General features: G+C 69.4%; 17 protein-coding genes and 1 tRNA gene. 6 read left to right on the forward strand and 12 right to left on the reverse strand.

Annotated elements, in window-relative coordinates:
* Positions 1-18: 18 nt before the first annotated feature.
* The 5 genes from AB0H50_RS08865 to AB0H50_RS08885 form a co-directional block, all read right to left on the reverse strand.
* Entirely contained in the window at positions 19-1,485 is a 1,467-nt protein-coding gene (locus AB0H50_RS08865; protein ID WP_357448722.1) for a penicillin-binding protein 2, read from the reverse strand.
* The gene (locus AB0H50_RS08870) at positions 1,482-2,954 is read right to left on the reverse strand and encodes an FtsW/RodA/SpoVE family cell cycle protein (protein ID WP_357448724.1); all 1,473 of its coding nucleotides are present in this window, start codon (positions 2,952-2,954) and stop codon (positions 1,482-1,484) included. The genes AB0H50_RS08865 and AB0H50_RS08870 overlap by 4 nt, the downstream gene beginning before the upstream one ends.
* Entirely contained in the window at positions 2,954-4,474 is a 1,521-nt protein-coding gene (locus AB0H50_RS08875; protein WP_357448726.1) for a PP2C family serine/threonine-protein phosphatase, read from the reverse strand. The genes AB0H50_RS08870 and AB0H50_RS08875 overlap by 1 nt, the downstream gene beginning before the upstream one ends.
* Entirely contained in the window at positions 4,471-4,938 is a 468-nt protein-coding gene (locus AB0H50_RS08880; protein ID WP_067786390.1) for an FHA domain-containing protein, read from the reverse strand. The genes AB0H50_RS08875 and AB0H50_RS08880 overlap by 4 nt, the downstream gene beginning before the upstream one ends.
* A 203-nt stretch (positions 4,939-5,141) precedes the next feature.
* A complete protein-coding gene (locus tag AB0H50_RS08885; RefSeq protein WP_357448728.1) occupies positions 5,142-6,557 on the reverse strand; it encodes a DUF3662 and FHA domain-containing protein in 1,416 nt (471 codons plus the stop codon).
* A 236-nt stretch (positions 6,558-6,793) separates the two neighbouring features.
* Between AB0H50_RS08885 and AB0H50_RS08890 the strand changes: the two genes are divergently transcribed.
* From AB0H50_RS08890 to AB0H50_RS08900, 3 genes are all read left to right on the forward strand, one after another.
* Positions 6,794-6,876: transfer RNA gene (locus tag AB0H50_RS08890), tRNA-Leu, on the forward strand.
* Positions 6,877-7,428: 552 nt separating this feature from the next.
* Positions 7,429-8,196, forward strand: a complete 768-nt coding sequence (locus AB0H50_RS08895; protein ID WP_357448730.1) for an SDR family NAD(P)-dependent oxidoreductase — start codon at positions 7,429-7,431, stop codon at positions 8,194-8,196.
* Positions 8,197-8,237: 41 nt separating this feature from the next.
* Entirely contained in the window at positions 8,238-9,683 is a 1,446-nt protein-coding gene (locus tag AB0H50_RS08900; RefSeq protein WP_357448732.1) for a hypothetical protein, read from the forward strand.
* Positions 9,684-9,986: 303 nt separating this feature from the next.
* On the opposite strand, the gene AB0H50_RS08905 is transcribed toward AB0H50_RS08900, so the two are convergent.
* Complete coding sequence (locus AB0H50_RS08905) at positions 9,987-10,688, reverse strand: TetR/AcrR family transcriptional regulator (RefSeq protein ID WP_357448734.1); 702 nt, start codon at positions 10,686-10,688, stop codon at positions 9,987-9,989.
* A 7-nt stretch (positions 10,689-10,695) separates the two neighbouring features.
* Here AB0H50_RS08905 and AB0H50_RS08910 point away from each other — a divergent pair, with 7 nt between their 5' ends.
* Positions 10,696-12,936 carry an MMPL family transporter gene (locus tag AB0H50_RS08910; RefSeq protein ID WP_357448736.1) on the forward strand — a complete coding sequence of 747 codons (2,241 nt, stop codon included), beginning with the start codon at positions 10,696-10,698 and terminating at the stop codon, positions 12,934-12,936.
* 744 nt (positions 12,937-13,680) lie between these two features.
* Here AB0H50_RS08910 and AB0H50_RS08915 read toward each other — a convergent pair.
* Complete coding sequence (locus tag AB0H50_RS08915; protein ID WP_357448738.1) at positions 13,681-14,691, reverse strand: stage II sporulation protein M; 1,011 nt, start codon at positions 14,689-14,691, stop codon at positions 13,681-13,683.
* A gap of 44 nt (positions 14,692-14,735) precedes the next feature.
* Between AB0H50_RS08915 and AB0H50_RS08920 the strand changes: the two genes are divergently transcribed.
* The gene (locus tag AB0H50_RS08920; RefSeq protein ID WP_357448740.1) at positions 14,736-15,512 is read left to right on the forward strand and encodes an RDD family protein; all 777 of its coding nucleotides are present in this window, start codon (positions 14,736-14,738) and stop codon (positions 15,510-15,512) included.
* Between the two features lie 89 nt (positions 15,513-15,601).
* Here the strand turns inward: AB0H50_RS08920 and AB0H50_RS08925 are convergent, their stop codons facing one another.
* From AB0H50_RS08925 to AB0H50_RS08945, 5 genes are all read right to left on the reverse strand, one after another.
* A complete protein-coding gene (locus tag AB0H50_RS08925) occupies positions 15,602-16,888 on the reverse strand; it encodes a DUF58 domain-containing protein (RefSeq protein WP_357448741.1) in 1,287 nt (428 codons plus the stop codon).
* A gap of 2 nt (positions 16,889-16,890) precedes the next feature.
* Complete coding sequence (locus AB0H50_RS08930) at positions 16,891-17,871, reverse strand: MoxR family ATPase (protein ID WP_357448743.1); 981 nt, start codon at positions 17,869-17,871, stop codon at positions 16,891-16,893.
* 67 nt (positions 17,872-17,938) lie between these two features.
* Positions 17,939-18,964: a DUF4129 domain-containing protein gene (locus AB0H50_RS08935; RefSeq protein WP_357448745.1), complete on the reverse strand. Its 1,026-nt coding sequence runs from the start codon at positions 18,962-18,964 to the stop codon at positions 17,939-17,941.
* Complete coding sequence (locus tag AB0H50_RS08940) at positions 18,961-19,758, reverse strand: hypothetical protein (RefSeq protein ID WP_357448747.1); 798 nt, start codon at positions 19,756-19,758, stop codon at positions 18,961-18,963. Before AB0H50_RS08940 ends, AB0H50_RS08935 begins: the two co-directional genes overlap by 4 nt.
* Before the next feature lie 293 nt (positions 19,759-20,051).
* Positions 20,052-20,609 (reverse strand): TetR/AcrR family transcriptional regulator, encoded by a 558-nt coding sequence (locus tag AB0H50_RS08945; RefSeq protein WP_357448749.1) that lies wholly within the window; start codon positions 20,607-20,609, stop codon positions 20,052-20,054.
* An 84-nt stretch (positions 20,610-20,693) separates the two neighbouring features.
* Between AB0H50_RS08945 and AB0H50_RS08950 the strand changes: the two genes are divergently transcribed.
* Complete coding sequence (locus tag AB0H50_RS08950; RefSeq protein ID WP_357448751.1) at positions 20,694-22,241, forward strand: MFS transporter; 1,548 nt, start codon at positions 20,694-20,696, stop codon at positions 22,239-22,241.
* Positions 22,242-22,312 lie beyond the last annotated feature (71 nt).

The raw sequence follows: 22,312 nt of genomic DNA on the forward strand, positions 1-22,312 counted from the left end.
CTCGCTCGTTCATATCGTTCAGCCCCCCTGCAGACCGGCGTCGAGCACGGCCCTGGCAATGGGTGCGGCCACCGAACCGCCGGTGGCGGCCAGCGCCCGATCACCGCCGTTCTCCACGATCACCGCGATGGCGATCTTGGGGTTCTGCGCGGGTGCGAACGCGATGTACCAGGCATGCGGCGGTGTGTTGCGCGGGTTGCTGCCGTGCTCGGCCGTTCCGGTCTTGGACGCGATCGTGTATCGGGACTGGCGTGATCCGACGGTGTTCTCCTCGGAGGCGACCATCAAGGTGGTCAGCTGAGACGCTACCTGGGCGCTCACCGCCTGGCCGACAGAGACCGGCTTAGTCTTGGACAACACGCTCAGATCGGGCCCCTGCCGTTGATCGACCAGGTACGGCTCCATCCGCACCCCGCCGTTGGCGATGGTCGCCGCGATCACCGCGTTGTCCAGCGGAGTGAGCGCCACATCGCGCTGGCCGATGCTGCTCTGGCCGAGCGCGGCGTTGTCGCCGATGGTGCCGACGGTGCTCTCCGCCACCGGAATCGGAATGCCGCGGTGCGGGCCGATGCCGAACGCGGCGGCCTCGTCCTTCAGGTTGGCGGCGCCCACCTTGATGCCGAGCTCGACGAACGCGGTGTTGCACGACCGGAAGAACGCCTCGGTCAGCGAGGCCGTCGGGCCGGAGCCGCAGGTCGAGCCGTTGTAGTTCTCCAGCGTTGTGCTGGTGCCCGGCAGCGTGATGTTGGGCGCGGCGGTGAACTGGTCCTCCGGGGTCGCGACGCCGTTGGCCAGCGCGGCCGCGGTGACCACCACCTTGAAGGTGGAGCCGGGCGGGTAGGTCTGCGAGACGGCCCGGTTCAGCATCGGCTGGCTCGGATCCTTGCTCAGCGTGTCCCACGCCTCGGTGGTGGCGGCCCCGTCGTGCCCGGCCAGCAGGTTCGGGTCGTAGCTCGGGGTGGACACCATGGTGAGGATCTTGCCGGTGCTCGGTTCGATGGCCACCACCGAGCCCGTGTAACCCTTCGCGCTGAGCTGTTCGTAGGCGACCTGCTGCATCACCGGATTCAAGGTGGTGAGCACGTTGCCGCCGCGCGGATCCCGGCCGGAGACCAGGTCGACGAGCCTGCGGCCGAACAGCTGGCTGTCCGAACCGTTGAGCACCTGATCCTCGGAGCGTTCCAGCCCGGCGCTGCCGTACTGGATCGAGTAATAGCCGGTCGCGGGCGCGTAGGCCTTCGGATCGGTGGGGTAGGTGCGCAGGTACTTGTAGCGGTCGTCGGTGGCGACCGAGCTGGCCAGCACGGTGCCGCCGGCCGAGATCTGGCCGCGCTGGCGCGAGTACTCATCGAGCAGCACGCGCGAGTTGCGCGGGTCGCTGCGGTAGTCGTCGGCCTTGATCACCTGGACGTAGGTGGCGTTGGCGAGCAGCGCGACGATCATCACCATCACCGCGACCGCGACCCGCCGTAGAGGGGTGTTCATTCCTGCGGCCTCGCTTCCGAGCGGCGCAACAGCTCGGTCTGTGCGTCGGCGATCGGCGCTGGGTCCTTCTTGCGCACCGGCGCCGGTGCGCGGGCCGCGTCGGACACCTTGATCAGCAGCGCGAGCAACGCGTAGTTGGCCAAGAGCGAAGAGCCGCCGTACGACATGAACGGCGTGGTGAGTCCGGTCAGCGGGATCAGCTTGGTGACGCCGCCGACGACGACGAACAACTGGACGGCGATGGTGAACGAGAGCCCGGCGGCGAGCAGCTTGCCGAAGCTGTCGCGCACGGCGAGCGCGGTGCGCAGGCCGCGCATCACCAGCATGAGGAAAAGGATCAGCACCGCGGTGAGCCCGATCAGGCCGAGCTCCTCACCGATGGTGGTGACGATGAAGTCGGTGTTGGCGAAGGGCACCTGATTCGGCCGTCCGCTGCCGAGGCCGGTGCCTGCGAGTCCGCCGGTGGCGAGGCCGAACAGCGACTGCGAGATCTGGTAGCCGGTGTTGTGGTAATCCGCGAACGGGTCGAGCCAGGTGTTGGTGCGCACCCGCACGTGGCTGAACGACTGGTAGGCGAAGACGAACCCGATGACGAGCAGGCTGCCGCCGATGATCAGCCAGCCCACCCGCTCGGTCGCGATGTAGAGCATCACCAGCACCGTGCTGAAGATCAGCAGCGAGGTGCCGAGGTCCTTCTCGAAGACGAGCACCGCGATGCACACCACCCAGACCACCAGGATCGGGCCGAGGTCGCGGGCGCGCGGGAACTCCATGCCGAGCATGTGCCGTCCCGCGGTGGTGAACAGATCGCGCTTGGCGACGAGCACCGAGGCGAAGAAGATGATCAGCAGGATCTTGGCGAACTCGCCGGGCTGCACGCTGAAACCGGGCAGCCTGATCCAGATCTTGGAACCGTTGGTCTCCGAGTACGCCCCGGGCAGCAGCGCCGGGATCATCAGCGCGACGAGCCCGATCAGGCCGAGGGTGTAGCTGTAGCGCGCCAGCGTGCGGTAGTCGCGCAGCACGATCAGCAGCGTGACGAAAACGACCATGCCGAGCGCGGTCCACAGAATCTGCTGGTTGGCATCGGGCGACGGCACCCGCTCCGAGTTGAATTCCGCATTCTGCGCCGCGCCGAGATCCAGGCGGTGGATCAGCACCAAGCCGAGACCGTTGAGCAGCGCGACGATCGGCAGCAGCAGCGGATCGGCGAACGGCGCGAACCGGCGGACGGCCAGGTGCGCGATGCCGAACAGGGCGAGGAAGGCCAGACCGTACTTGGCGATGTCCCAGGTGATCGACTGCTCCTGGCTGGCCTCGACCAGGAACAGCGAGACGGTCGTGATCAGTGCGGCGAACGCGAGCAGCAGCAGTTCGACATTGCGTCTGGTGGACGGTGGCGGCGCTGGAGCGAATCCGCCCGGGGGACTGGGGAAGGCCCCCGCGGACGGTGGTGCCGGTGCGGACATCAGTCCGTCACCCGGCAGTTCTCCCCCGAGATCTGGGGGTTCTGCGCCGGGGTCGATGTCGGCGCCTGCTCCACCCTCGTGGGTGTACTGGCGTCGGTTCCCCTGGTGTCACCCGGGTCGGTGGTCGGTGCCGGGTTCGGCGTCGTGGTCGGCGCGACGGGTCCCTGCGCGGGTTCGCCAGGCGGCACGACACCGGGCTGCGGTACACCGGGCTGCGGCACGCTGGGCTGCTGCGGCGGCTGGGCGGTTTCGCGAGCCGGGCACGGTGGTAGCAGTTCCTGCTCGGCGAGCAGCCGCATCTGGTCCTCGGCCTTGCCGAGGGAACCCGGCGGCAGCCCCGCGTCGACCTTGTCGCGCCCGGTCTGCTCGAGATCGCTGACCCGCAGCTGGCGGCAGCCGGACGGCAGATCCGATCCGGTCTTCATGATGGTCAGCGCGCCACTGCGGTCGACGCAGCCGACGGTGTCGACATCGTGAATCGAATACCCGAGCACCGAACCCGGCAGCCCGCGCATGATCACGACCTGACCGTTGTCCGCGCCGACGTAGTAGTTGTTGCGGATCATCTTGTAGCCGACCAGCAGGCCGACGGCGACGGCGACCACCAGCGCGACCGCGAGCAGGACCCAGCGCAGCCGGTGCGACTTGCTCGGCGGCGGCGGTTCCGGCGCGGCGGCCCGGCGCGGCGGCGCGGCGCGCGGCGGACGCATCGCGGCGGCGCGCCCGGCCGCGGTGTTCGGCGGCGGGGTGTCCTCGTCCTGACCGGAGGCCGCGCCCGCCACGATCGGATGGCTCTGGCCATAGTCCAGATCGATGACGTCGGCGACGACCACGGTGACGTTGTCGGGACCGCCGCTGCGCAGCGCGAGTTCGATCAGGCGATCGGCGCACTCGTCGGTGCTGCCCTCGCGCATGGTGTTGGCGATGGTCTCGTCGCTGACCACGTCCGAAAGACCGTCCGAGCACAGCAGGTAGCGGTCGCCCGCGCGCGCCTCGCGCATGATCAGCGTCGGCTCGATCTCGTTGCCGGTGAGTGCGCGCATGATCAGCGAACGCTGCGGGTGGGTGTGCGCCTGTTCGGGCGTGATCCGGCCCTCGTCCACCAGCGACTGCACGAAGGTGTCGTCGCGGGTGATCTGCGCCAGCTCGCCGCCGCGCAACAGGTAGGCGCGCGAATCGCCGATGTGCACCAGCCCGAGCTTCTTGCCCGCGAACAGGATCGCGGTGAGCGTGGTGCCCATGCCGTCGAGCTCGGGCTCCTCCTCGACCTGATCGGCGATGGCGGCGTTGCCCGCCCTCGTCGCCGTGTCGAGCTTGCCGAGCAGGTCGTCGCCCGGCTCGTCGTCGTCGAGATGCGCCAGCGCGGCGATCATCAACTGCGACGCGACCTCACCCGCGGCGTGCCCGCCCATGCCGTCGGCGAGTGCGAGCAGGCGGGCGCCCGCGTAGACGGAATCTTCGTTGTTGCCTCGGACCAGACCGCGGTCGCTGCGCGCTGCGTAGCGGAGAACGAGTGTCACGATCGGAGCTCGATCACTGTCTTGCCGACACGGACTGGGGTGCCGAGCGGAACCCGGACGGCGGTGGTGACTTTGGCGCGATCGAGATAGGTGCCGTTGGTCGAGCCGAGGTCTTCGACGTACCAGTCGTCACCACGCGGGGACAATCGCGCGTGTCGGGTGGAGGCGTAATCATCGGTGAGCACCAGCGTCGAATCGTCCGCACGCCCGATCAGCACCGGTTGGGTGCCGAGTGAGATGCGGGTGCCGGCGAGTGAACCTTGAGTCACCACAAGATATTTGGCGCCCTTCTGGCCTCGGCTGAAGGAAGGCAGCACCGCGGAACCGCGTGCGGCCCTGGGCTGGATCCGTATGCCGGATGCCGCGTAGATGTCGCTGCGCAAGGTCCGCAGTACCGCCCAGACGAACAGCCACAACAGCAGCAGGAACCCCGCACGGGTCAACTGCAGGATCAGTCCCTGCACGGCGTTCCACCTCCTGTTCGACCATAGGTATGTCGGTGCCGTAGGTGCGGTTCGACCCACCCCACGGCCTGCCGGGCTTGCCGACCCCGGGTTCGGGGCCGCGCGCGTTGGCAGCATCATAGGGCCGTCAGTCGAATCCGATCACGATACGACCGACGAATCCGTGAGAGCCATGTCGTGACCTGCACCGCGAGCTTACGGGATCAGACGATACGGATCAGGATCTCGGAATGCCCGGCGCGGATCACATCACCGTCCGCGAGCTGCCAGTCCTGGACCGGAGAGCCGTTGACGAGCGTGCCGTTGGTCGACCCGAGATCGGACAGCATCGCGGTCTGGCCGTCCCAGCGGACCTCGATGTGCCTGCGCGAGACGCCGGTGTCGGGCAGCCGGAAATGCGCGTCCTGACCGCGGCCGATGATGTTGCTGCCCTCGCGCAGCTGGTACGTGCGGCCGCTGCCGTCGTCCAGTTGCAGCGTGGCCGAGTAGCCGGAGCCCGCCGCGGCGCCACCGCTGTACGACGGCGCGGCGTAACCCGCCTGCTGGCCGCCGTAGCCGGGCTGTTGCGAGTAGGCCTGGCCGTAGCCGCCCTGCTCCTCGGAACCGTAGCCCTGATCGGCGTAACCCTGATCGCCGTAACCGGGCTCGGCGTAGCCCTGCTGGCCGTAACCCTGCTGACCGGCGTAGGCCTGCTGGCCGTAGCCCTGATCGGCATAGCCCTGGTCACCGTAGCCCTGCTGCTGGCCGTAGCCGCCACCGCCCTGCTGGCCGTAGCCCTGGTCGCCGTAGCCGCCGCCCTGCTGGCCGTACCCCGGCTCCTGGTAGCCCTGCGAGCCGTAGCCTTGGTCGCCGAAACCTTGCTGGCCGTAGCCGCCACCGCCCTGCTGGCCGTAACCCTGGTCGGCATAGCCCTGCTGGCCGCCGCCATAGCCTTGGCCGCCCTGCTGATAGTCGTAGCCGTTCTGGTAGTCGCCGTACGCCTGCTGCGAGTCCGGCGCCTGGTACTCGGAGGCTCCGTACGGCGCAGTACCGCGCCCGTACTCGTCGCGGTACGCACCATTCTGGGGACCACCTGCCCGCCCACCGGGCGGAGGTGCGTACCCGCGATTGCGTGGATCGGACTCCGCGGGCTCACGGCTCGGGTCGTAGCCAGAGTTCTGCGTCATGGGGCCAGCTCCTGGTTGCGGGTGTGCAGGTCGTTGTGGCGTGGGTTCCGGGCTGTGAGCGGGTGCAGCTCGACGGCCGACGTCCGGATCGACGCGGCCGCTCGCCCTGAACTGTCCGGTGTGCAGCGTAGGTGATGCCTCGAACGCTACGTGTACTTCGCCATAGGTCTGCCACCCTTGATCGCGGATGTAGTCCTGGAGATGCTTGGCGAACGCGCGGGTCGTGAGGTCGTGATCGGCGTCCAGCTGCTGGTGATCGGACGAGTTGATGGTGATCACATAACTGTTCGGCGCCAGCCGATGACCACCACCCAAGTCCTGGACGTGGTCGGCGGCCTCTTGTCGCAGCGCCGCCTCCACCTCCTGGGGCACGACGTTGCCCCCGAAGACCCGGGCGAACACATCACCGACGGCGCCCTGCAGGCGACGCTCGAACCGTGAAACGATGCCCATCTCGGCCTCCCTTCGGTGAGCGTCTTCCTATCTCGTTCCCAGCTTGATAACAACGACACACGCGCATGGCGTGTCGCGCAACGACCGCGTTCATTGCATGATATCCACGATCCTCCACACCTGTAACTCTTGGAAACCCCGGCGGGTTCCCGTGCTGCCCCTTGGGCATCACAAGCCCCACTGACCAGCCGATTTCGTTTCCTCACAGACCCCGTGATACTGTTCCGGAGTCGCTCGGGCGAGTGGCGGAATGGCAGACGCGCTGGCTTCAGGTGCCAGTGTCCTTCGGGACGTGGGGGTTCAAGTCCCCCTTCGCCCACTGCACTCGATAAGAGGCTCATGCCCACCAAGGGCATGGGCCTTTTCTCGTTTCGTGTGTTTTGTGGGGGCGCGGCCCCCACACCCCGCCCGGGGGCTCTGCCCCCTGGCCCCCCGTTTCATAGGTACCGAGGGGGCGCTATTTGGTAGGTACCGAGTGGGGCTTTGGCGGGTCGGGCGGGCGCTATCTGGTGGGTACCGAGTGGGGGCTTTGGCGGGTCGGGCGGGCGCTATCTGGTGGGTACCGAGTGGGGCTTTGGCGAGTTGGGCGGGTGCACTATCCGGTAGGCGTCGAATGGGTGCTTCTGGTGGGGGTTGCGGCTGTTCTGTGGATCGGGGGAAGTGTGCCGTCGCTGTGGGGGTGGGTTTGTCTGTAGAAGCGCTTGGTGGTGTGGCTGTGGGGGAGGGCCTTATCTATATGTGGGCGATCTATATGGGGGCGTTGCGTGCGGGTTGGGGCTTGAGGGTTCTGGAACTGGTTTCAGGTGGGGACATGGGAATTATGGTGGTGGGATGGGTTGATTCCTTGTAGGAACCTGTTCTAATTTTGGGCATGCGTAGATACGAGGGTCGTCGGGTTGTCGTCACCGGAGCTGGGTCGGGGATCGGGCAGGGGATCGCCCTGCGGCTGCTCGACGAGGGGGCGGAGCTGGTCGGGTTCGATATCGATCGGGCTGGGCTGGATGTCACCGCGGAGAAGGCGGGGGACGCGGGGGAGCGGTTTCGCGCGATCGAGGTGAACATCGCCGACGTGGAGTCGGTGCGGGCGGGGACCGCGGCGGCGCTCGAGTTTCTCGGTGGGCTGGATGTGCTGGTGAACGCGGCGGGGATTCTGCGGCCTGCGCGGACGCACGAGATGCCGTTGGACGCGTGGAACCAGGTGATCACGGTCAACCTGACCGGGACCTTCCTGATGACGCAGAGCGCGCTGCCCGCGCTGGTGGAGTCGGGGCACGGCGTGGTGGTCAACCTGTCCTCGACCGCGGCATACAGCGCAGCGCCGTATCTCGCCGCCTACGCCGCGTCGAAGGGCGGGGTCAGCGCGTTCACGCATTCGATCGCGCTGGAATATGCCAAGCAGGGTTTACGCGCGGTGAACATCGTGCCCGCGGGCATCACCAGTGGGATCACGACCAAGTCGATTCTCGACCAGCCGGAGGGCGTGGACTACAGCCTGTTCGCGCGGCTGACGGGCTGGCTCAACGGCGGCGCGCTCGGCACGCCGGAGGATATCGCGGGTGTGGTCGCGATGGTTGCTTCGGACGACGGCCGCTACATGACCGGCACGGAGATCCGCATCGACGGCGGCGCGTTGATGTAAGGCCGCCGAGGTCCGACGCGCTGTCTGATTACGTAGCTTCCATGGGTAACACCTCTGGCGTGCCTTCGCAGCACGGTCGGTCGCTTGTACTGTTCGCCGCCTGCCTTCTGGCGCTGGGTTCGCCGGGCCAGGCGCAAGCGGCCGAGCAGTGGGGGCCGCTCGCGCCCTCGAATCCGCACCTCGGCCCGAACGGCACGTCGACCATGCACGGCGACGCGGGGTCTTCGGACGCAACGCCTTTGGCGGGACCGGGGCCCGGTCTGCGCGGGGTCGGCGCGTATCCGCTGGGCGCCGCGTGCCCGACGCTGCTGCAAGGCTCCGACGGCCTCGTCGTCGCGTTGTGCACCGCCATCGTGGGGCGGACTCCGACGGTGCACCTGCTCGATCCGGGCGCCGGGCCGGTCGGCCGCTCGCTCGCCTCGCTGGAACTGTCCAAGGGCAGCCTGCTCGGCGGCGTGTACGCCTATCTCGACAATGCCGACCGCCTCGTGGTGGTGGACGGCGATCGCGCGCTGTTGCGCGTCGCGCACGCCAAGAGCTCCGGAGGCGGCTGGCAGCTGCGCGTCGACACGCGCACCGACCTCTCCGGCGCGATTCCGGCCGACGACAACGTGACCGGGTTGGTGCCGGACTGGTCGGGCAATGTCTGGTTCGCCACCGGCAAGGGGCTCGTCGGCCTGGTCACTCCGGCGGGCGCGGCCACGACGGTGGCGCTGCCCGCCGGTGAGCTGGTGGCCAACAGCATCTCGGCGGCGCCCAGCGGGCGAATCGCCGTGGCTACCACGCACGCCCTCTACGAACTCCGCGCTGACGCGTCCGGTCGGCCCGAGGTGATCTGGCGTGCGGCCTACGACCGCGGCTCCGCGCGCAAACCGGGACAGCTGAGCTGGGGCACGGGCTCCACCCCGACCTACTTCGGCCCGCACACCGGCGCCGAATACCTGACCATCGTGGACAACGCCGACGGGCAGGTGCGGGTGCTCGTCTACGCCTCGGGCACCGGTCGGCTGGTGTGCGCGCAGCCGGTGCTGACCGAGGGCGGCGCGGGCAGCGAGAATTCGCCGATCGGCGTCGGCCGGTCGGTGTTCGTGGCCGGCACCTACGGCTATCCGTATCCCGCGGTGCCGGACGACGCGGGCCCTGCGGTGCCCCCGAGCGCGCCGTTCGTCGGCGGGATGACCCGCGTCGACATCGATGACGCGGGCGGCTGCCGCACGGTCTGGGAGAACACCGTCCGCAGCGCCGCCGTGCCGCACCTGTCCACCGCGGACGGCTTCGTCTACACGGTCACCCGGCGCGGGCTCGACGTCACCACGCCGCTCGACGGCTATGCGTTCACCGTCATCGATCCGGGCACCGGAGCGGTGGTCTCGAACACGCCGCTGCCTGGCACCGTTGTGGACGATCCGCTCCAGATGTCCCCGCTGATCACCGCGAGCGGGCGGGTGTTGCAGGGCACGGTTACCGGCGTTTTGCGGGTCGGCTGACCGCCACCACCAAGCCTGTGGATATCCCGGGCGTTTCTGTGGAAAACGTGTGCGGCGCATGGGATGTGCGCCAGGCTGTGGACAACTCGGCGGATGGTCCGTGAAACTCCTTGCGCGCCAGCGGAAATCCAGCAGTCGCGCCAGATGAAGACCTTGTTTTCGCTGGTAGAACACCTGTTTACGAAGTGTTGACCCACTGCCCGTCCTGTGGATAACCGGTCGGCGCCGCGCCGCCAACACGGAACTGCGTCCGCTCACAACGACATCCGCGCGTTTATCCCCAGGTTGTGTGCACCGCGTCGATCAGTCCGATTCGTCGGGCATTGCTGCGCGCTCCGCACTCCGGTGGAATTTCGCGGCGTTCGGACCCGTCGCCAGCCCGCGCTCGACCATCGCGAGGGTGCGCGCGATGGCGAGATCCCTCGCCGCCGGACCTCGGTCGGGCACTGCCCCCTCGATGAGCAGCGAAGCCATGCCGTGCACCGCGGACCAGGCCGCGAACTCGGCGTCCGGTCGGTGCGCGGGATCGGTGAAGCCGATCTCGACGAGCTCGTCCAGCAGATCCGAGAGTAGGTCGAAGGCGGGGGCGTTCCAGTCCTCCGGGCCGTCCTGTTCGCTGTTGCAGAACGCGGTGCGAAAGAGGCCGGGCTCGCGCATGGCGATGACGATATATGCGCGCCCGACCGCGAACAGGCGGGTCACCGCGTCGGCGTCGGGCGGATACATCTGGATGTGCTCGGCCATGGCGTCGAACAGCGCCTGCTGCGCCTGCTCTTGCGCGGCCTCGAGCAGCTGCTCGTGGTTCGTGAAGTGACGGTAGGCGGCGGTGGGCGTGACGCCGACGCGGCGGGCGGCGGCGCGGACGGTGACCGCCTCCGGCCCGCCGGTCTCGGCGAGTTCCGCGGCCGCGCGCACCAAGGCATTGCGCAGGTCCCCGTGGTGGTAGGGGCCCGCACGGTTGGGGCGCCGCGCCGCCTGTTCGGTCGCCGATTCCGATGTCGTCACCTCTTCGATGTTGACACCCGCACACATCGGTGGCAAGTTAACGCCCGTAAAGTTTACGCATGCAAACATGCTCACCGGGAGGCTCGACATGTTCGAACGACTCGGCCGCTTCGTGGCCGCCCACGCACGCTGGATACTCGTGGCGAGCGTGCTCGCCCTGATCGCGGGCGGCGCTCTCGGCGCCACCGCGTTCAGCAAGATGCAACCCGGCGGTCAGGAGGATCCGAACGTGGAATCCAGCACCGCGACCGCGCAACTGGCCGACGAGTTCGGCGCCGACACCGATTACGTCTTCCTGATCCGCGCCGAGCAGGGCAACGTCGACGCCGAGGCGATCGCCGGATTCGGCAGGGAGCTCGCGCGCAGGCTGGCGGCCGACGACCGCCTGGTCAATGTGGTGTCGTACTGGGACACCGGCTCTCCCGCGATGCGGTCGGGAGACGGCACGGCCGCGGTCATCCTGGCCGGCGGGGCCGATCAGGACCCGACAAGGGGGACCGAGATCGCCGCGGACATCGTCGCCGAGTACCGCTCCGACGGCCCGATCGCCGATGTCCGGATCGGTGGCACCAATCCGATCTTCCACGCCGTCGCCGAACAGATCGGCGCGGATCTCGGCTTGGCCGAGGGCATAGCGGTGCCGCTGATCCTCGCGCTGCTCGTGCTGGCGTTCGGCAATGTGGTCGCCGCACTGCTCACCATGGTGGTCGGCGGCGTCGCGATCCTCGGCACCTTCACCGAGCTGTCGATCCTCGGATCCATGACCGACGTGTCGGTGTACGCGGTGAACCTGACGACCGCTCTCGGCCTCGGCCTCGCCGTGGACTACGGGCTGCTCATGGTCAGCCGCTTCCGGGAACGACGCGCGGCGGGGGCGTCACCCGACGAGGCGGTGGTCGGCGCGGTGTCGACGGCCGGGCGCACCATCGTGTTCAGTGCGGCCACCGTCGGTGCGGCGCTTTCCTCGCTGGTGATCTTCCCGCAGTACTTCCTGCGCTCGTTCGCCTACGCGGGCATCGGCGTTGTCGCCATCTCGGCCACGGCCGCCGTGGTCACACTGCCCGCGCTGCTCGTCGCGCTCGGCGCCAAGTCCGATGCGTGGAAGATCCCGGGGGTGCGCGGCATTCGCGGTGACGCGGCGCCGTTCTGGGCGGGAGTTGCGAGCTTTGCGATGCGGCGTCCGTTGGTCACCGGCATTCCGGTGGTGGCGGCGCTGCTGCTGGCCGCGGCGCCGCTGCTGAACGTCCAGTTCGGTACGCCCGACGATCGCGTGTTGCCGACCAGCACCGACGTTCGCCAGGTCGGCGACGCGCTGCGCGAGGATTTCGGCGGCGGCGACGCCAACGCGCTGTCCGTGGTCACCGCCTCGGCGGTCGAGGCGGGTCCGCTCGCCGACTATGCGGCCGCGTTGTCCCGAGTGACGCACGTCACCCAGGTCGATTCCAGCGCGGGCACTTTCGTGCGCGGCGAGCGCACCGCGAGTTCGCCCGCCGACGCGCGATTCGCCAGACCCGACGCCCAGCGCCTCACCGTGCTCACCGATCTCGACCGCGATTCGACCGAGGCGCGCGAGCTGGTCGACCGGGTGCGCGATGTGCCCGCTCCGGCAACGGCTCTGGTCGGCGGACAAGTCGCCGAGCTGCGCGACAGCCTGGCGTCGATCGGATCGCGATTGCCGGTGGCGGTGGCGTGGATCGTGCTCACCACCTTCGTATTGCTGTTCCTTTTCACCGGCAGCGTCGTGCAGCCGTTGCGTGCGCTGCTGTCGAACATGCTGAGCCTGGCGGCCACGCTCGGGTTGATGGTCTTCGTCTTCCAGGACGGGCACCTGTCCGGTCTGCTCGGCTTCACGCCCGCGCCGCTGGACGTGTCGATGCTGCTGTTGTTGTTCTGCATCACATTCGGGTTGTCCATGGACTACGAGGTTTTCGTGATCAGCCGGATCAAGGAGATGCACGACAGGGGCGCGTCAACGCATGACGCCGTCGTCGAAGGGCTGGCTCGCACGGGCAGGCTGGTGACCACGGCGGCGGCGCTGATCTCGATCAGCTTCCTCGCCTTCGTCACCAGCGACGTGCGGTTCATCCAGTTCTTCGGGCTCGGTGCCGGGCTGGCCATCCTGATCGACGCGACGCTGGTGCGTGGTGTGCTCGTTCCGGTGGCGATGCGGCTGCTCGGCCCGGCGGCTTGGTTCGCGCCGCGCCCGCTGCGGCTGGTGCACGCGCGAATCGGTCTCGCGGAGGCGTGATCGTCAACACACCTGAATGCGTCCGGCCGAGCTTTTCCGCTCGGCCGGACGCGGTCGTTTCACTACCCGAAATCGGCCCGACCCTGGTCTTTTGGCCCCGGTGAGCGGGATGGTGAGGCGAAGATCACACGGCCGGTTCAGATTGCGGTTTCGGTGCTGGGGTACCGCTCGATGTTCGGCCGCGGGCACGCAATTCCGCGCCTGGCAACCATCCGCCTCCACATGATTCGAGTAGGTTGGACGCCGTCGCGACTGGGTGGCGATCTTGTTTGGACGGCGGTAAACAAACTTCGGGTCTCTTTTCCCTTCTGGAACATGTAGTTATCGAAAATAGAGTTGACAAAACACCTGGTAGATGCGTTGTTGTGGATACATACCGATGCCCGAAAGAAGCTTTGGCTAACCATTCCGTAGCCAATTGTTTGGCGCGTGAAAGGGCCGGCGCAGAGGTTTTCAAGCGCCCTTCGGGCGCGCTTCGGAGGGGTCGAATTCGGGCAATCGGGCGTCAGCTAGGGGTTAGCTGCCAGTGTGAAAAACTGTGTGGTCACAGGGGTTTGCTGGCGCGCTGCTTTATACGCTCCACACCGGCGTGGAGGGTTGCGCGGGCATAACGATTGTGTAGAGTTGACGGCAACGCTGGCCGCAGCTGAGCAGCGACTCGCTGCGGCCAGCGGAACTCAAATGGGGGATATCGCAACCGATCTGCCGCTCGGCGTTGCTACCGATTGTCCGGAGCCGTTCCGCTCAGCGTGTGCCCGAGGTTGTCTGCCAACGCTCCGCTTCTTCGACCGGCAAAGCCGCCGCCGCGTCCTGCGCGAGGGCCGCCCTTCGCCCCGCGCCGAACACGTAGGCGAGGAAAAGCGCCTCGGCCGCGAACCCGATACCGATTCGTACCGGGGCGGGAAGCGGACTCGGCGTCACGAATCCCTCCAGCAGTCCCGACACGAACAGCACCACGACCAAACCGAGCGCGATCGTCGCCGTCGCCCTGCCCTGCCTGGCGACCGCCTCGATGCGGCTCAGCCGGCCGGGGTCGACGAGGGTCCAGCCCAGCTTCAGTCCCGCGCCACCCGCCACGAAAACCGCGGTCAGTTCCAGGGTTCCGTGCGGAAGGATGAAGCCGAAGAACGAATCGAGCCGGTCCGCCTCGGCCATCAGCCCGGCGGTGATGCCGACGTTCAGCGCGTTCATGAACAGCAGATACACCGCTGGCAGGATCAGCACGCCGGTGAACAGCGCGATCGCCGCCACCCACGCGTTGTTGGTCCACACCTGCGCGGCGAACGCGTCGTTCGGGTGCTCCGTGTAATAGGTCTCGAACGCGCCGCCCGGCGCGGTGATCGCGGAGTTGTCGGTGGGAATGCCGAACAGCTCGCGGGCCCGGCCCGACCCCTCGATCCAGATCGCCAGCCATGCCGAGACCGCGACGAACAGCGCGGCCACCGACGCCCACCACGACCACGCGCGGTAGACCGCGGCCGGGAAGCGGTGCGTGAAGAAGTGTGCGATCTCACCCCAGGTGTCGGTCCTGGTGCCGAGCACCCGTCCGCGCGCCCTGGCGAGCAGGGCGCTGAGCCCGGCGATGAGCTCCGGATCCGGGCTGTGTGATTGCAGCCTGGCCAGCTGCTGTGACGTCCGCCGGTACAGCGCGACCAGTTCGTCGGACTCGGCCCCGCTCAGCTTGCGCCTTCGCGCCAGCTGGTCGAGCCGGTCCCAGGACCGCCGGTGCGCGTAACTGTATGCGTCTACGTCCATATCGGTTGCCTCCCACTACCGCCGGTCGCAAGAATGCTATCGAGATGGCTGAGTTCACCACCGGCGAAGCGGTCGCCCTCGAGCTTCCGATCGCGCGGATACCCACACGCGCCACCGCGTTCCTCATCGACCTGGTGGTGCAACTCACGCTCGGCGTGCTGTGCGTGGCACTCGCGGGCCTCCTGGTGGTGCGCAGCGGCGCCGACCCGGCGTGGGGGGACGCGATCATGCTGACGACCGTCGTCGCGGTGCTGGTCGGCTACCCGGTGGCGTGGGAGACGCTCAGCCGCGGCCGGTCGCTCGGCAAGCTGGCGCTCGGGCTGCGGGTCGTCCGCACCGACGGCGGACCCATCGACTTCCGCCACGCCATGACACGCGGCCTGGCCGGCGTCATCGTCGACTTCTGGATGCTCGGGGGTTTCGGCGCCATCGCCGTGATCACCTCGATGTGCTCCCCGAACGCCCGCCGCGTCGGTGACGTGCTCGCGGGCACGGTCGTCGTGCACGCCCAGCGCGGCCTGCCCGCGCCTGCGCTCGCCTTCGCGCCGCCCTGGCTCGTGGGCTGGGCCGCCGGACTCGACCTCTCCGGCATACCGGAGGATCTCGCCCTGGCCATCCGCCAGTACCTGACCCGCCTGCGTACCCTCACCCCGGCCGCGCAGGCGAGCCTCGGCCAGGCTCTGGTCGCCGCCCTCTGCGCGCACCTCCGCCTGCCCGCCCCCCATGGCTACCCGCCGATCCAGATCCTCGGCGCCATCGTCGCCGAACGCCAGCGCCGCGCCCTCGCGCCGCAGGCCCCCGGCCTCGTCCGGGTGATGTAGCGAGCATTCCCACAGACCGTTTCGACGCCTCACAAGGCCGATGCCTATGCGAGGCGTACTAACGGTGTGTGGGAAGCCCTCGGGCACATTCAGAGGGAGCCGGACTGTTTGAGTTCGAGGTATTCGTCGGCGAGGGCCTCGGGGAGGCGGTCCGGGGGTGCGGAGACGACGGCAATACCCTTGCGGCGCAGGGATTCCTGAACCAGGGCGCGTTCGGCGAGGACGGTTTCCGCGGCGGCCGCGGCGTAGACGTCGTCGCGGGTGGTGGCGGCCGCGGCGATGTCGGGGTCGATCACCGAGACGATGAGGACGCGGTGGCGGTGCGCGAGGACGGGCAGCATCGGCAGCAGGTTCTCCTCGACCGCCGCGCCGTCCAGACTGGTGAACCAGACCACCAGGCTGCGGCGGCGGGCTCGTTCGATGGTGGCGCGCACCAAGCCCGCGCTGTCGGTGTCGACCAGCGCGGGGGTCACCCCGGCCAGCGCGTGCATGAGCTGGAGTTGCAGGCGGTTGCCGCGCACGCCGCGCACCTCGGTGCGCACGGTGCGGTCGTAGGCGAGCAGATCGACGCCGTCGCCCGCCGCCGAGGCCAGCCCGCCGAGCAGCAGCGCGGCTTCGATGGCGGCGTCGAGGCGGGTGCCTTCGCCGACCCGGCCCGCGCTGACCCGGCCGGTGTCCAGCAGCATCAGCACGTGCCGGTTGCGCTCCGGGCGCCAGGTGCGCACCAGTACGTCGGTGGCGCGTGCGGTGGCGCGCCAGTCGATGGAGCGCACGTCGTCGCCCGCGACGTATTCGCGGAACGAATCGAATTCGCTGCCCTGTCCGCGGGTGTTGGCGACGTTGCGTCCCTCGAGGTGTTGCAGCCGTTTCACTTTCGAGCGCATCAGCCGCTCGCTGCGGAACGCGGGCAGCGCCCGCACCCTGGCGGGCACGGTGCGCCTGGTCTGCCTGCCCGCCAGGCCGAGCGGGCCGATCAGCCGCAGCGTCACCGGACCGGCGACCCGGTCGCCGCGGTACACCGGCCGCAGCGACGTACGCAGCCGCACCTTGGTGTTGGGCGCGAGTCGCAGGGTGTGCCTGCGGTTTTCGGTGCGCGCGCTGCGCGGCCAGTCGTCCCAGAGCAGGCCGCGCACCGTGCGCGCGCCGGTGTTCACGACGGTGAGCTCCACCTCGGTGGCTCGGCCCTGCCGCACGGCGGTCAGCTCCGGCCTGGTCAGTGTCAGATCGCCCGCCCCGCCCGCCGCGGCCAGGTCGAACAGCACCGCGATCGCCAGTGCGGCGCACGCAAGGGCGACCCCGTACCAGGACGGCAGCATCACAGCCACGAACAACCCGAGCACCGCCGCGACGGCGACGAGACGACCGGTGACGACCACGGCTAGACCGGAACCGGGACCGAGCCGAGCAGCGAGGACATGACGCCCTCGGTGGTGACACCGTCCAGTTCGGCCTCCGGCCGCAGGTGCAGCCGGTGCCGCAGCACCGCCACCGCGACGAACTTCACGTCGTCGGGCGTCACGAAGCCGCGGCCGTTCAACCACGCGAACGCCCGCGAGGCCGCCATCAGCGCGGTCGCGCCGCGCGTAGACGCGCCGTGCTGCACGGCGGGCGCGGTGCGGGTGGCCCGGCACAGATCGACGGTGTAGGCCAGCACCTCCGGACTGATCGTCACGGTGGCGATGGCGGCGCGCGCTGCGGCGATGTGCGCGGGCCCGGCCACCGGTCGCAGTCCGGCCGCCGTGAGATCGCGCGGGTCGAAACCGGCCGCGTGCCGTTGCAGGACGCGGAATTCGTCGTCGCGCCCGGGCAATTGGATGTCGACCTTGAAGAGGAACCGATCCAGCTGCGCCTCCGGCAACGGGTAGGTGCCCTCCTGTTCGATCGGATTCTGCGTGGCGATCACGACGAACGGGTCGGGCAGCGGCTGCGGCTTGCCGTCGACCGAGACCTGCCGCTCCTCCATCGATTCCAGCAGCGCGGACTGGGTTTTCGGCGGCGTGCGGTTGATCTCGTCGGCGAGCAGCAGATTGGTGAACACCGGGCCGTGCCGGAAGGTGAACTCGGCCGAATGCGGGTCGTAGATCTGCGATCCCGTGACATCGCCAGGCATCAGGTCGGGCGTGAACTGCACCCGCGCGTAGTCCAGATCGAGCGCGGTGGCCAGCGCGCGGACGAGCAGCGTCTTCGCCACGCCCGGCACGCCTTCCAGCAGCACGTGACCGCGGCACAGCAGCGCGAGCACGAGATACATGACCGCGTTGTCGTTGCCGACCACCGCCTTGCCGATCTCCGCGCGCAGCGCGCCGAACGCCGCACCGGCCTGTTCGGCGGTGGCGGCCTTCGTGATGTCCGTGGTCATCCGACCTCCTGTACTCGGCGGGCATTCCCGCGTCCCGTCGGCCGGGTGAGCGCGGCGCGATTGTCGGTCATCCGATCTCCGTCTCGATCCATTCCAGTTGTGCGGCGACGACCTGCAGCGCGCCCGCGTCCGGCACCGGGCCGAAGAACGCGTTCCCGACCAGCTGCCGGTCCGCGCCGATGCGTGCCGCAACCGCCGCGACGAGCAGGTCGGGCGGCGCCTCGGCGCCGATCCCGAGGAGCGGCCGCAGCCTGCGCAGCGTGGCCGCCCGCAGTTTCGCCGCGACGTAATCGTGGTCGCGGGACCGGCGGTAGAGCGCGGCCTGGCCCGCGAGCAGTTCGTTGGCGGCGACCTCCACCGGCCGCGGTTCACCGACCAGCGCGCCGCGCCGCCTGGCCCGCCACCACACCAGGAGTGCGGCCGCGATCAGGAACTGCAAGCCGCCGAAGGCGAGTGGCGCGGGCAGCCGGGAGAAGATCGAGTCCTCGCCGGGGCCGATGTCCGGCCGGTCGATGTCGCCGTCGGAGGGTGGCGGTGGCGGCGGCGGGATGTCCGGCGGCGGTTTCGGTGCGGTGGGTGCGCCACAGGATTGCATCGCGCCGTAGACCAACAGCAGGAGCACGGCCACCGCGGCGAGCGCCGCCCAGAACTTCGGGTCGCGCAGCAGTCGCGGCAGCGGCGGCAGCTTGCGGCGGGTGCGCGGCGTGGTCTCCACCGGAGTCAGCTCGGTGGGTTCGGCGGCGGGCGGCGGGGCAGCGGCCGAGAAGCGGTCGGCGTATTCGAGCCTGCGGTACTCGTCCTCGGTGGCCGCGCGGCCGCCGTAGACGACCTCGTCGAAACTGCGTGCGGCGGGCTGGAGTTCGGTGGTGACCTCGAGCGGCAGCACGGCGGAGACATCGTCGACGGTCTCGTCGGCGGTCCGGGAACGGCGGACCTCGAGCACGCCGTGCTGTTCCATGCCGCGCAGCACGGCACGGAAGCGCTCGCGCAGCGCGCGGTCGAAGTCGCGGCGCTTGGCGGCCTCGTCGGCGGCGGCGCGATGGTCCGCGGCCGGACCGAGGCGCGGTGGCGGCGGGGTTTCGGGATGGGTCACCGCGCGCCTCCGGACGGTATCCGGATGTCCAGACCTTCGCGGCGGCACCGCAGATCGACGTAGGAGACCACCCGCGTGCTCGCCTCGACGATCTCGCCGAACGCGACGAGCAGCAGCACCGCCGAGGTGAGCAGCACGATCACCGGCCAGCGGTGGGTGCCGGAGAAATCCGAGACGAACCACGGGATCGCCAGGAGCGGAACGGCGAGGAGCGTGAACAGCATGCGCTGGCTCAACCACAGTCCGGTCAGCGACCATTCCGAGCCGCCGACAAGGAGTTTCGTGCGACGCACCGCGTCACCGTGCGAGCCCCGCTCGGCGAAGAGTACCGGCGCGACCAGGAATCGCTTGGCGCGCAGGTAGCCGAGCCAGACCACCGCGAACGGAAAGGTGATGATCAGAAGCGCGCCGAGGGCCAAGACGCCGACGCCGACGAGTGTGAACAGCAGCTGTCCGATCAGCAGCGCGGGGGCGGTCCCGCGTAGCCGAGCCAGCGCGGCCCGCCACCCGATCCGCTCACCCGCGATGCTCGCCAACCCGACCGGCACCGTCACGCCGCGCAGCAGCAGACGCAGGAACCACGCGCCTGCGACGGTCGACAGGATCGCCGCCCACGCCGTGCCCGCGTCGGACCCGTCGGTCGCGTCGGAGACGCTCGCGGTGATCACCACGACGACGACCTCGGCCACCACGAGCGCGGCCGCCGCCGTACCGGCCAGCGTGGCGATGTTGGCCTGGATCAGGGCGAACGGCAGGTCGAGCAGTTCGCGGAAGGTCAGCGGCCGGATCGGCACCGTCGTTCCAGGGGACCCTGGTACCGGATCGCTCCCCGCCCCGACGGCACCGGCCGGGTCAGCGGCTGGTAACACGCGGCCGAGTCTAATGGGCACCGCGGCCGGGCGTCAGGGCTGGAGGAGGCAGCGCAGCGTAACCACGGAGGCCCCGCCCGGCCGCACGATCGGGCACCGCGGCCGGGTGTCAGGGCTGGAGGAGGCAGCGCAGCGTAACCACGGAGGCCCCGCCCGGCCGCACGATCAGGCACCGCGGCCCGGCGTCCGGGCTGGAGGAGGCAGCGCAGACACAGCCGTTATCCGGTGGTTTCGGCTTTCAGCAGACGAGCGATCACGTGGCGGTACCGCTTCGGGTCGATCTGCGGGATGCCGAGCAGTGCCCGCAGGTACACCCCGTCGCCGACGAGCCGGATGATGTCCGCGCGCACCGGGTCGTCGATCTCGGCGTCCAGTCCGTCCGACCAAGCGGCCATGAGGTCGGCCAGTGCCCGCTGGATCTCGTCGAGCTCGGAACCGGTATGGGCGTCGATGGTGCGCATGGTGGCGAGCAGCGAGCGGTAGAGCTCGAGTTCCACGGCCTCGGCGGCGTTGTCCTGGTTGGGCGTCTGGAGATACCACTCCGCCGCGGAGATGCCCTTGGCTCGCGCGTCGGCGAGCTGCTGTGTGGCCCGTTCACCGACGCGGCGGACCAGGCCTGCGAGCAGCGCGTCCTTGCTCTTGAAGTGATAGAGCAGCCCGCCCTTGGAGACGCCCGCCGCGGCGGCCACGTTCTCCAGCGTCACCTGTGACATGCCTTTTTCCAGCAGCAATGTCTCCAGTGCGTCCAGGATCCGGTCGCGGGTGTTCGCTGTCACGCCGCGAACTATACCGGCTGGACGGTAATGTCCTGTACTGTACCGTCTGGACGGTAAATAGAACGACGGAAGTCGAGAAAGTCGATGAACGCCCAGACAACGACCGCGGCCACCGCCGCGCCGAAAAACAGGACCGCCCCACCCCGCGCCACCGCGCGTGAGTGGGCGGGCCTCGCCGTACTAGCTCTCGCCCTGCTGCTGCTCGCGGTAGACGCCACCGTTCTGGACCTCGCGCTGCCCGCCATCAGCGCCGACCTCGCCCCCACCACGCCGCAGCTGCTGTGGATCATCGACGTGTACTCGTTCGTGCTCGCCGGTCTGCTCGTGGTGATGGGCAACCTCGGCGACCGGATCGGGCGGCGCAGGCTGCTGCTCATCGGCGCGGTCGGCTTCGGTCTCGCCTCCGCCGTCGCGGCATGGGCGGTCTCGCCGCACATGCTCATCGCGGCCCGCGTGCTGCAGGGCGTCGCAGGCGCGACGTTGATGCCCGCGACCCTCGGCCTGATCCGGTCGATGTTCCTCGATCCGCGCCAGCGGACCGTCGCGATCGCGGTGTGGAGCGCGATGTCCGGCGGCGGCGCGGCGGCCGGTCCGCTGCTCGGCGGCTGGCTGCTCGAGCACTACTGGTGGGGTTCGGTGTTCCTGGTGAACCTGCCGGTCATGCTGGTGCTCGTCGCGCTGGGCCCAGTGCTGATCCCGGAATCGCGCGACCCCAACCCCGGCCGCTTCGACCTGCCGAGCGCGGTCCTCTCCATGCTGGCCCTGGTGCCGATCGTGTACGCGGTGAAGGAAGCCGCGGCGCACGGTCCGAGCGCGGCGCTGGTCGCCGTCGGCGCGGTGGGCGTGCTCGCGGGCGTGCTCTTCGTGCGCAGGCAGCGCAGGCTCGCGCATCCGATGCTGGACCTGAAGCTGTTCGCGCTGCCCAGGTTTCGCACCGCGGTGCTGACCAACCTGCTCGCGGTGTTCGCCTTGGCGGGTGTGCTGTTCTTCGGCTCGCAGTATCTGCAGCTGGTGCTCGGCAAGTCGCCGATGCAGGCCGGTCTGCTGTTGCTGCCGGGTCTGGTGGCCAGCGTGGTCGCGTCGCTGGCGGCGGCCTGGCTGCTGCGGCGCTTCCGGCCGGGCGCGGTGCTGGCGGCCGCGCTGGTGACGGCGGCGCTCGGCGCGGTGCTGTTCCGCTGGCTAAGTCCGGACGCCGCGACCAGCACGGTGCTGTTCGTCCTCGGGTTCCTCGGCGTCGGCGCGGGCGTCGGTGTCGCGCTGACGGTGTCGTCGGACCTGGTGGTCAGCTCCGCCCCTGCGGCGCGGGCCGGCGCGGCCGCGGCGGTCTCCGAGACCGCCTACGAGACCGGCATCGCCCTCGGCGTCGCGCTGCTCGGCAGCGTGGTCATGGCGATCTTCCGCAATGGCCTCGACGTGTCCGAGCTGCCCGCGGAGTCCGTCGGCGTCGCGTCCGAATCGCTCGGCGCCGCCACCGAATTCGCCCGTCAGCTGCCGGAAGCCGCGGCCGAGACCTTCCTGGTCTCGGTGCACGAGGCCTTCGTCTCCGGTATTCACCTGGCCGCGCTCGGCACCGCGTCGGTGCTGTTGATCGCCGCGTGGGTGGCCTTCCGCCTGCGCGCGGCGCGCTCGTGATGCGGTATGGGCTCGCACTCCGATCGAGGGGGTGCGAGCCCGTCGCTTTCAGACAGTCCGCTGATCGGCGG

Source organism: Nocardia sp. NPDC050793, from assembly GCF_040654065.1.
Taxonomy (GTDB): domain Bacteria; phylum Actinomycetota; class Actinomycetes; order Mycobacteriales; family Mycobacteriaceae; genus Nocardia.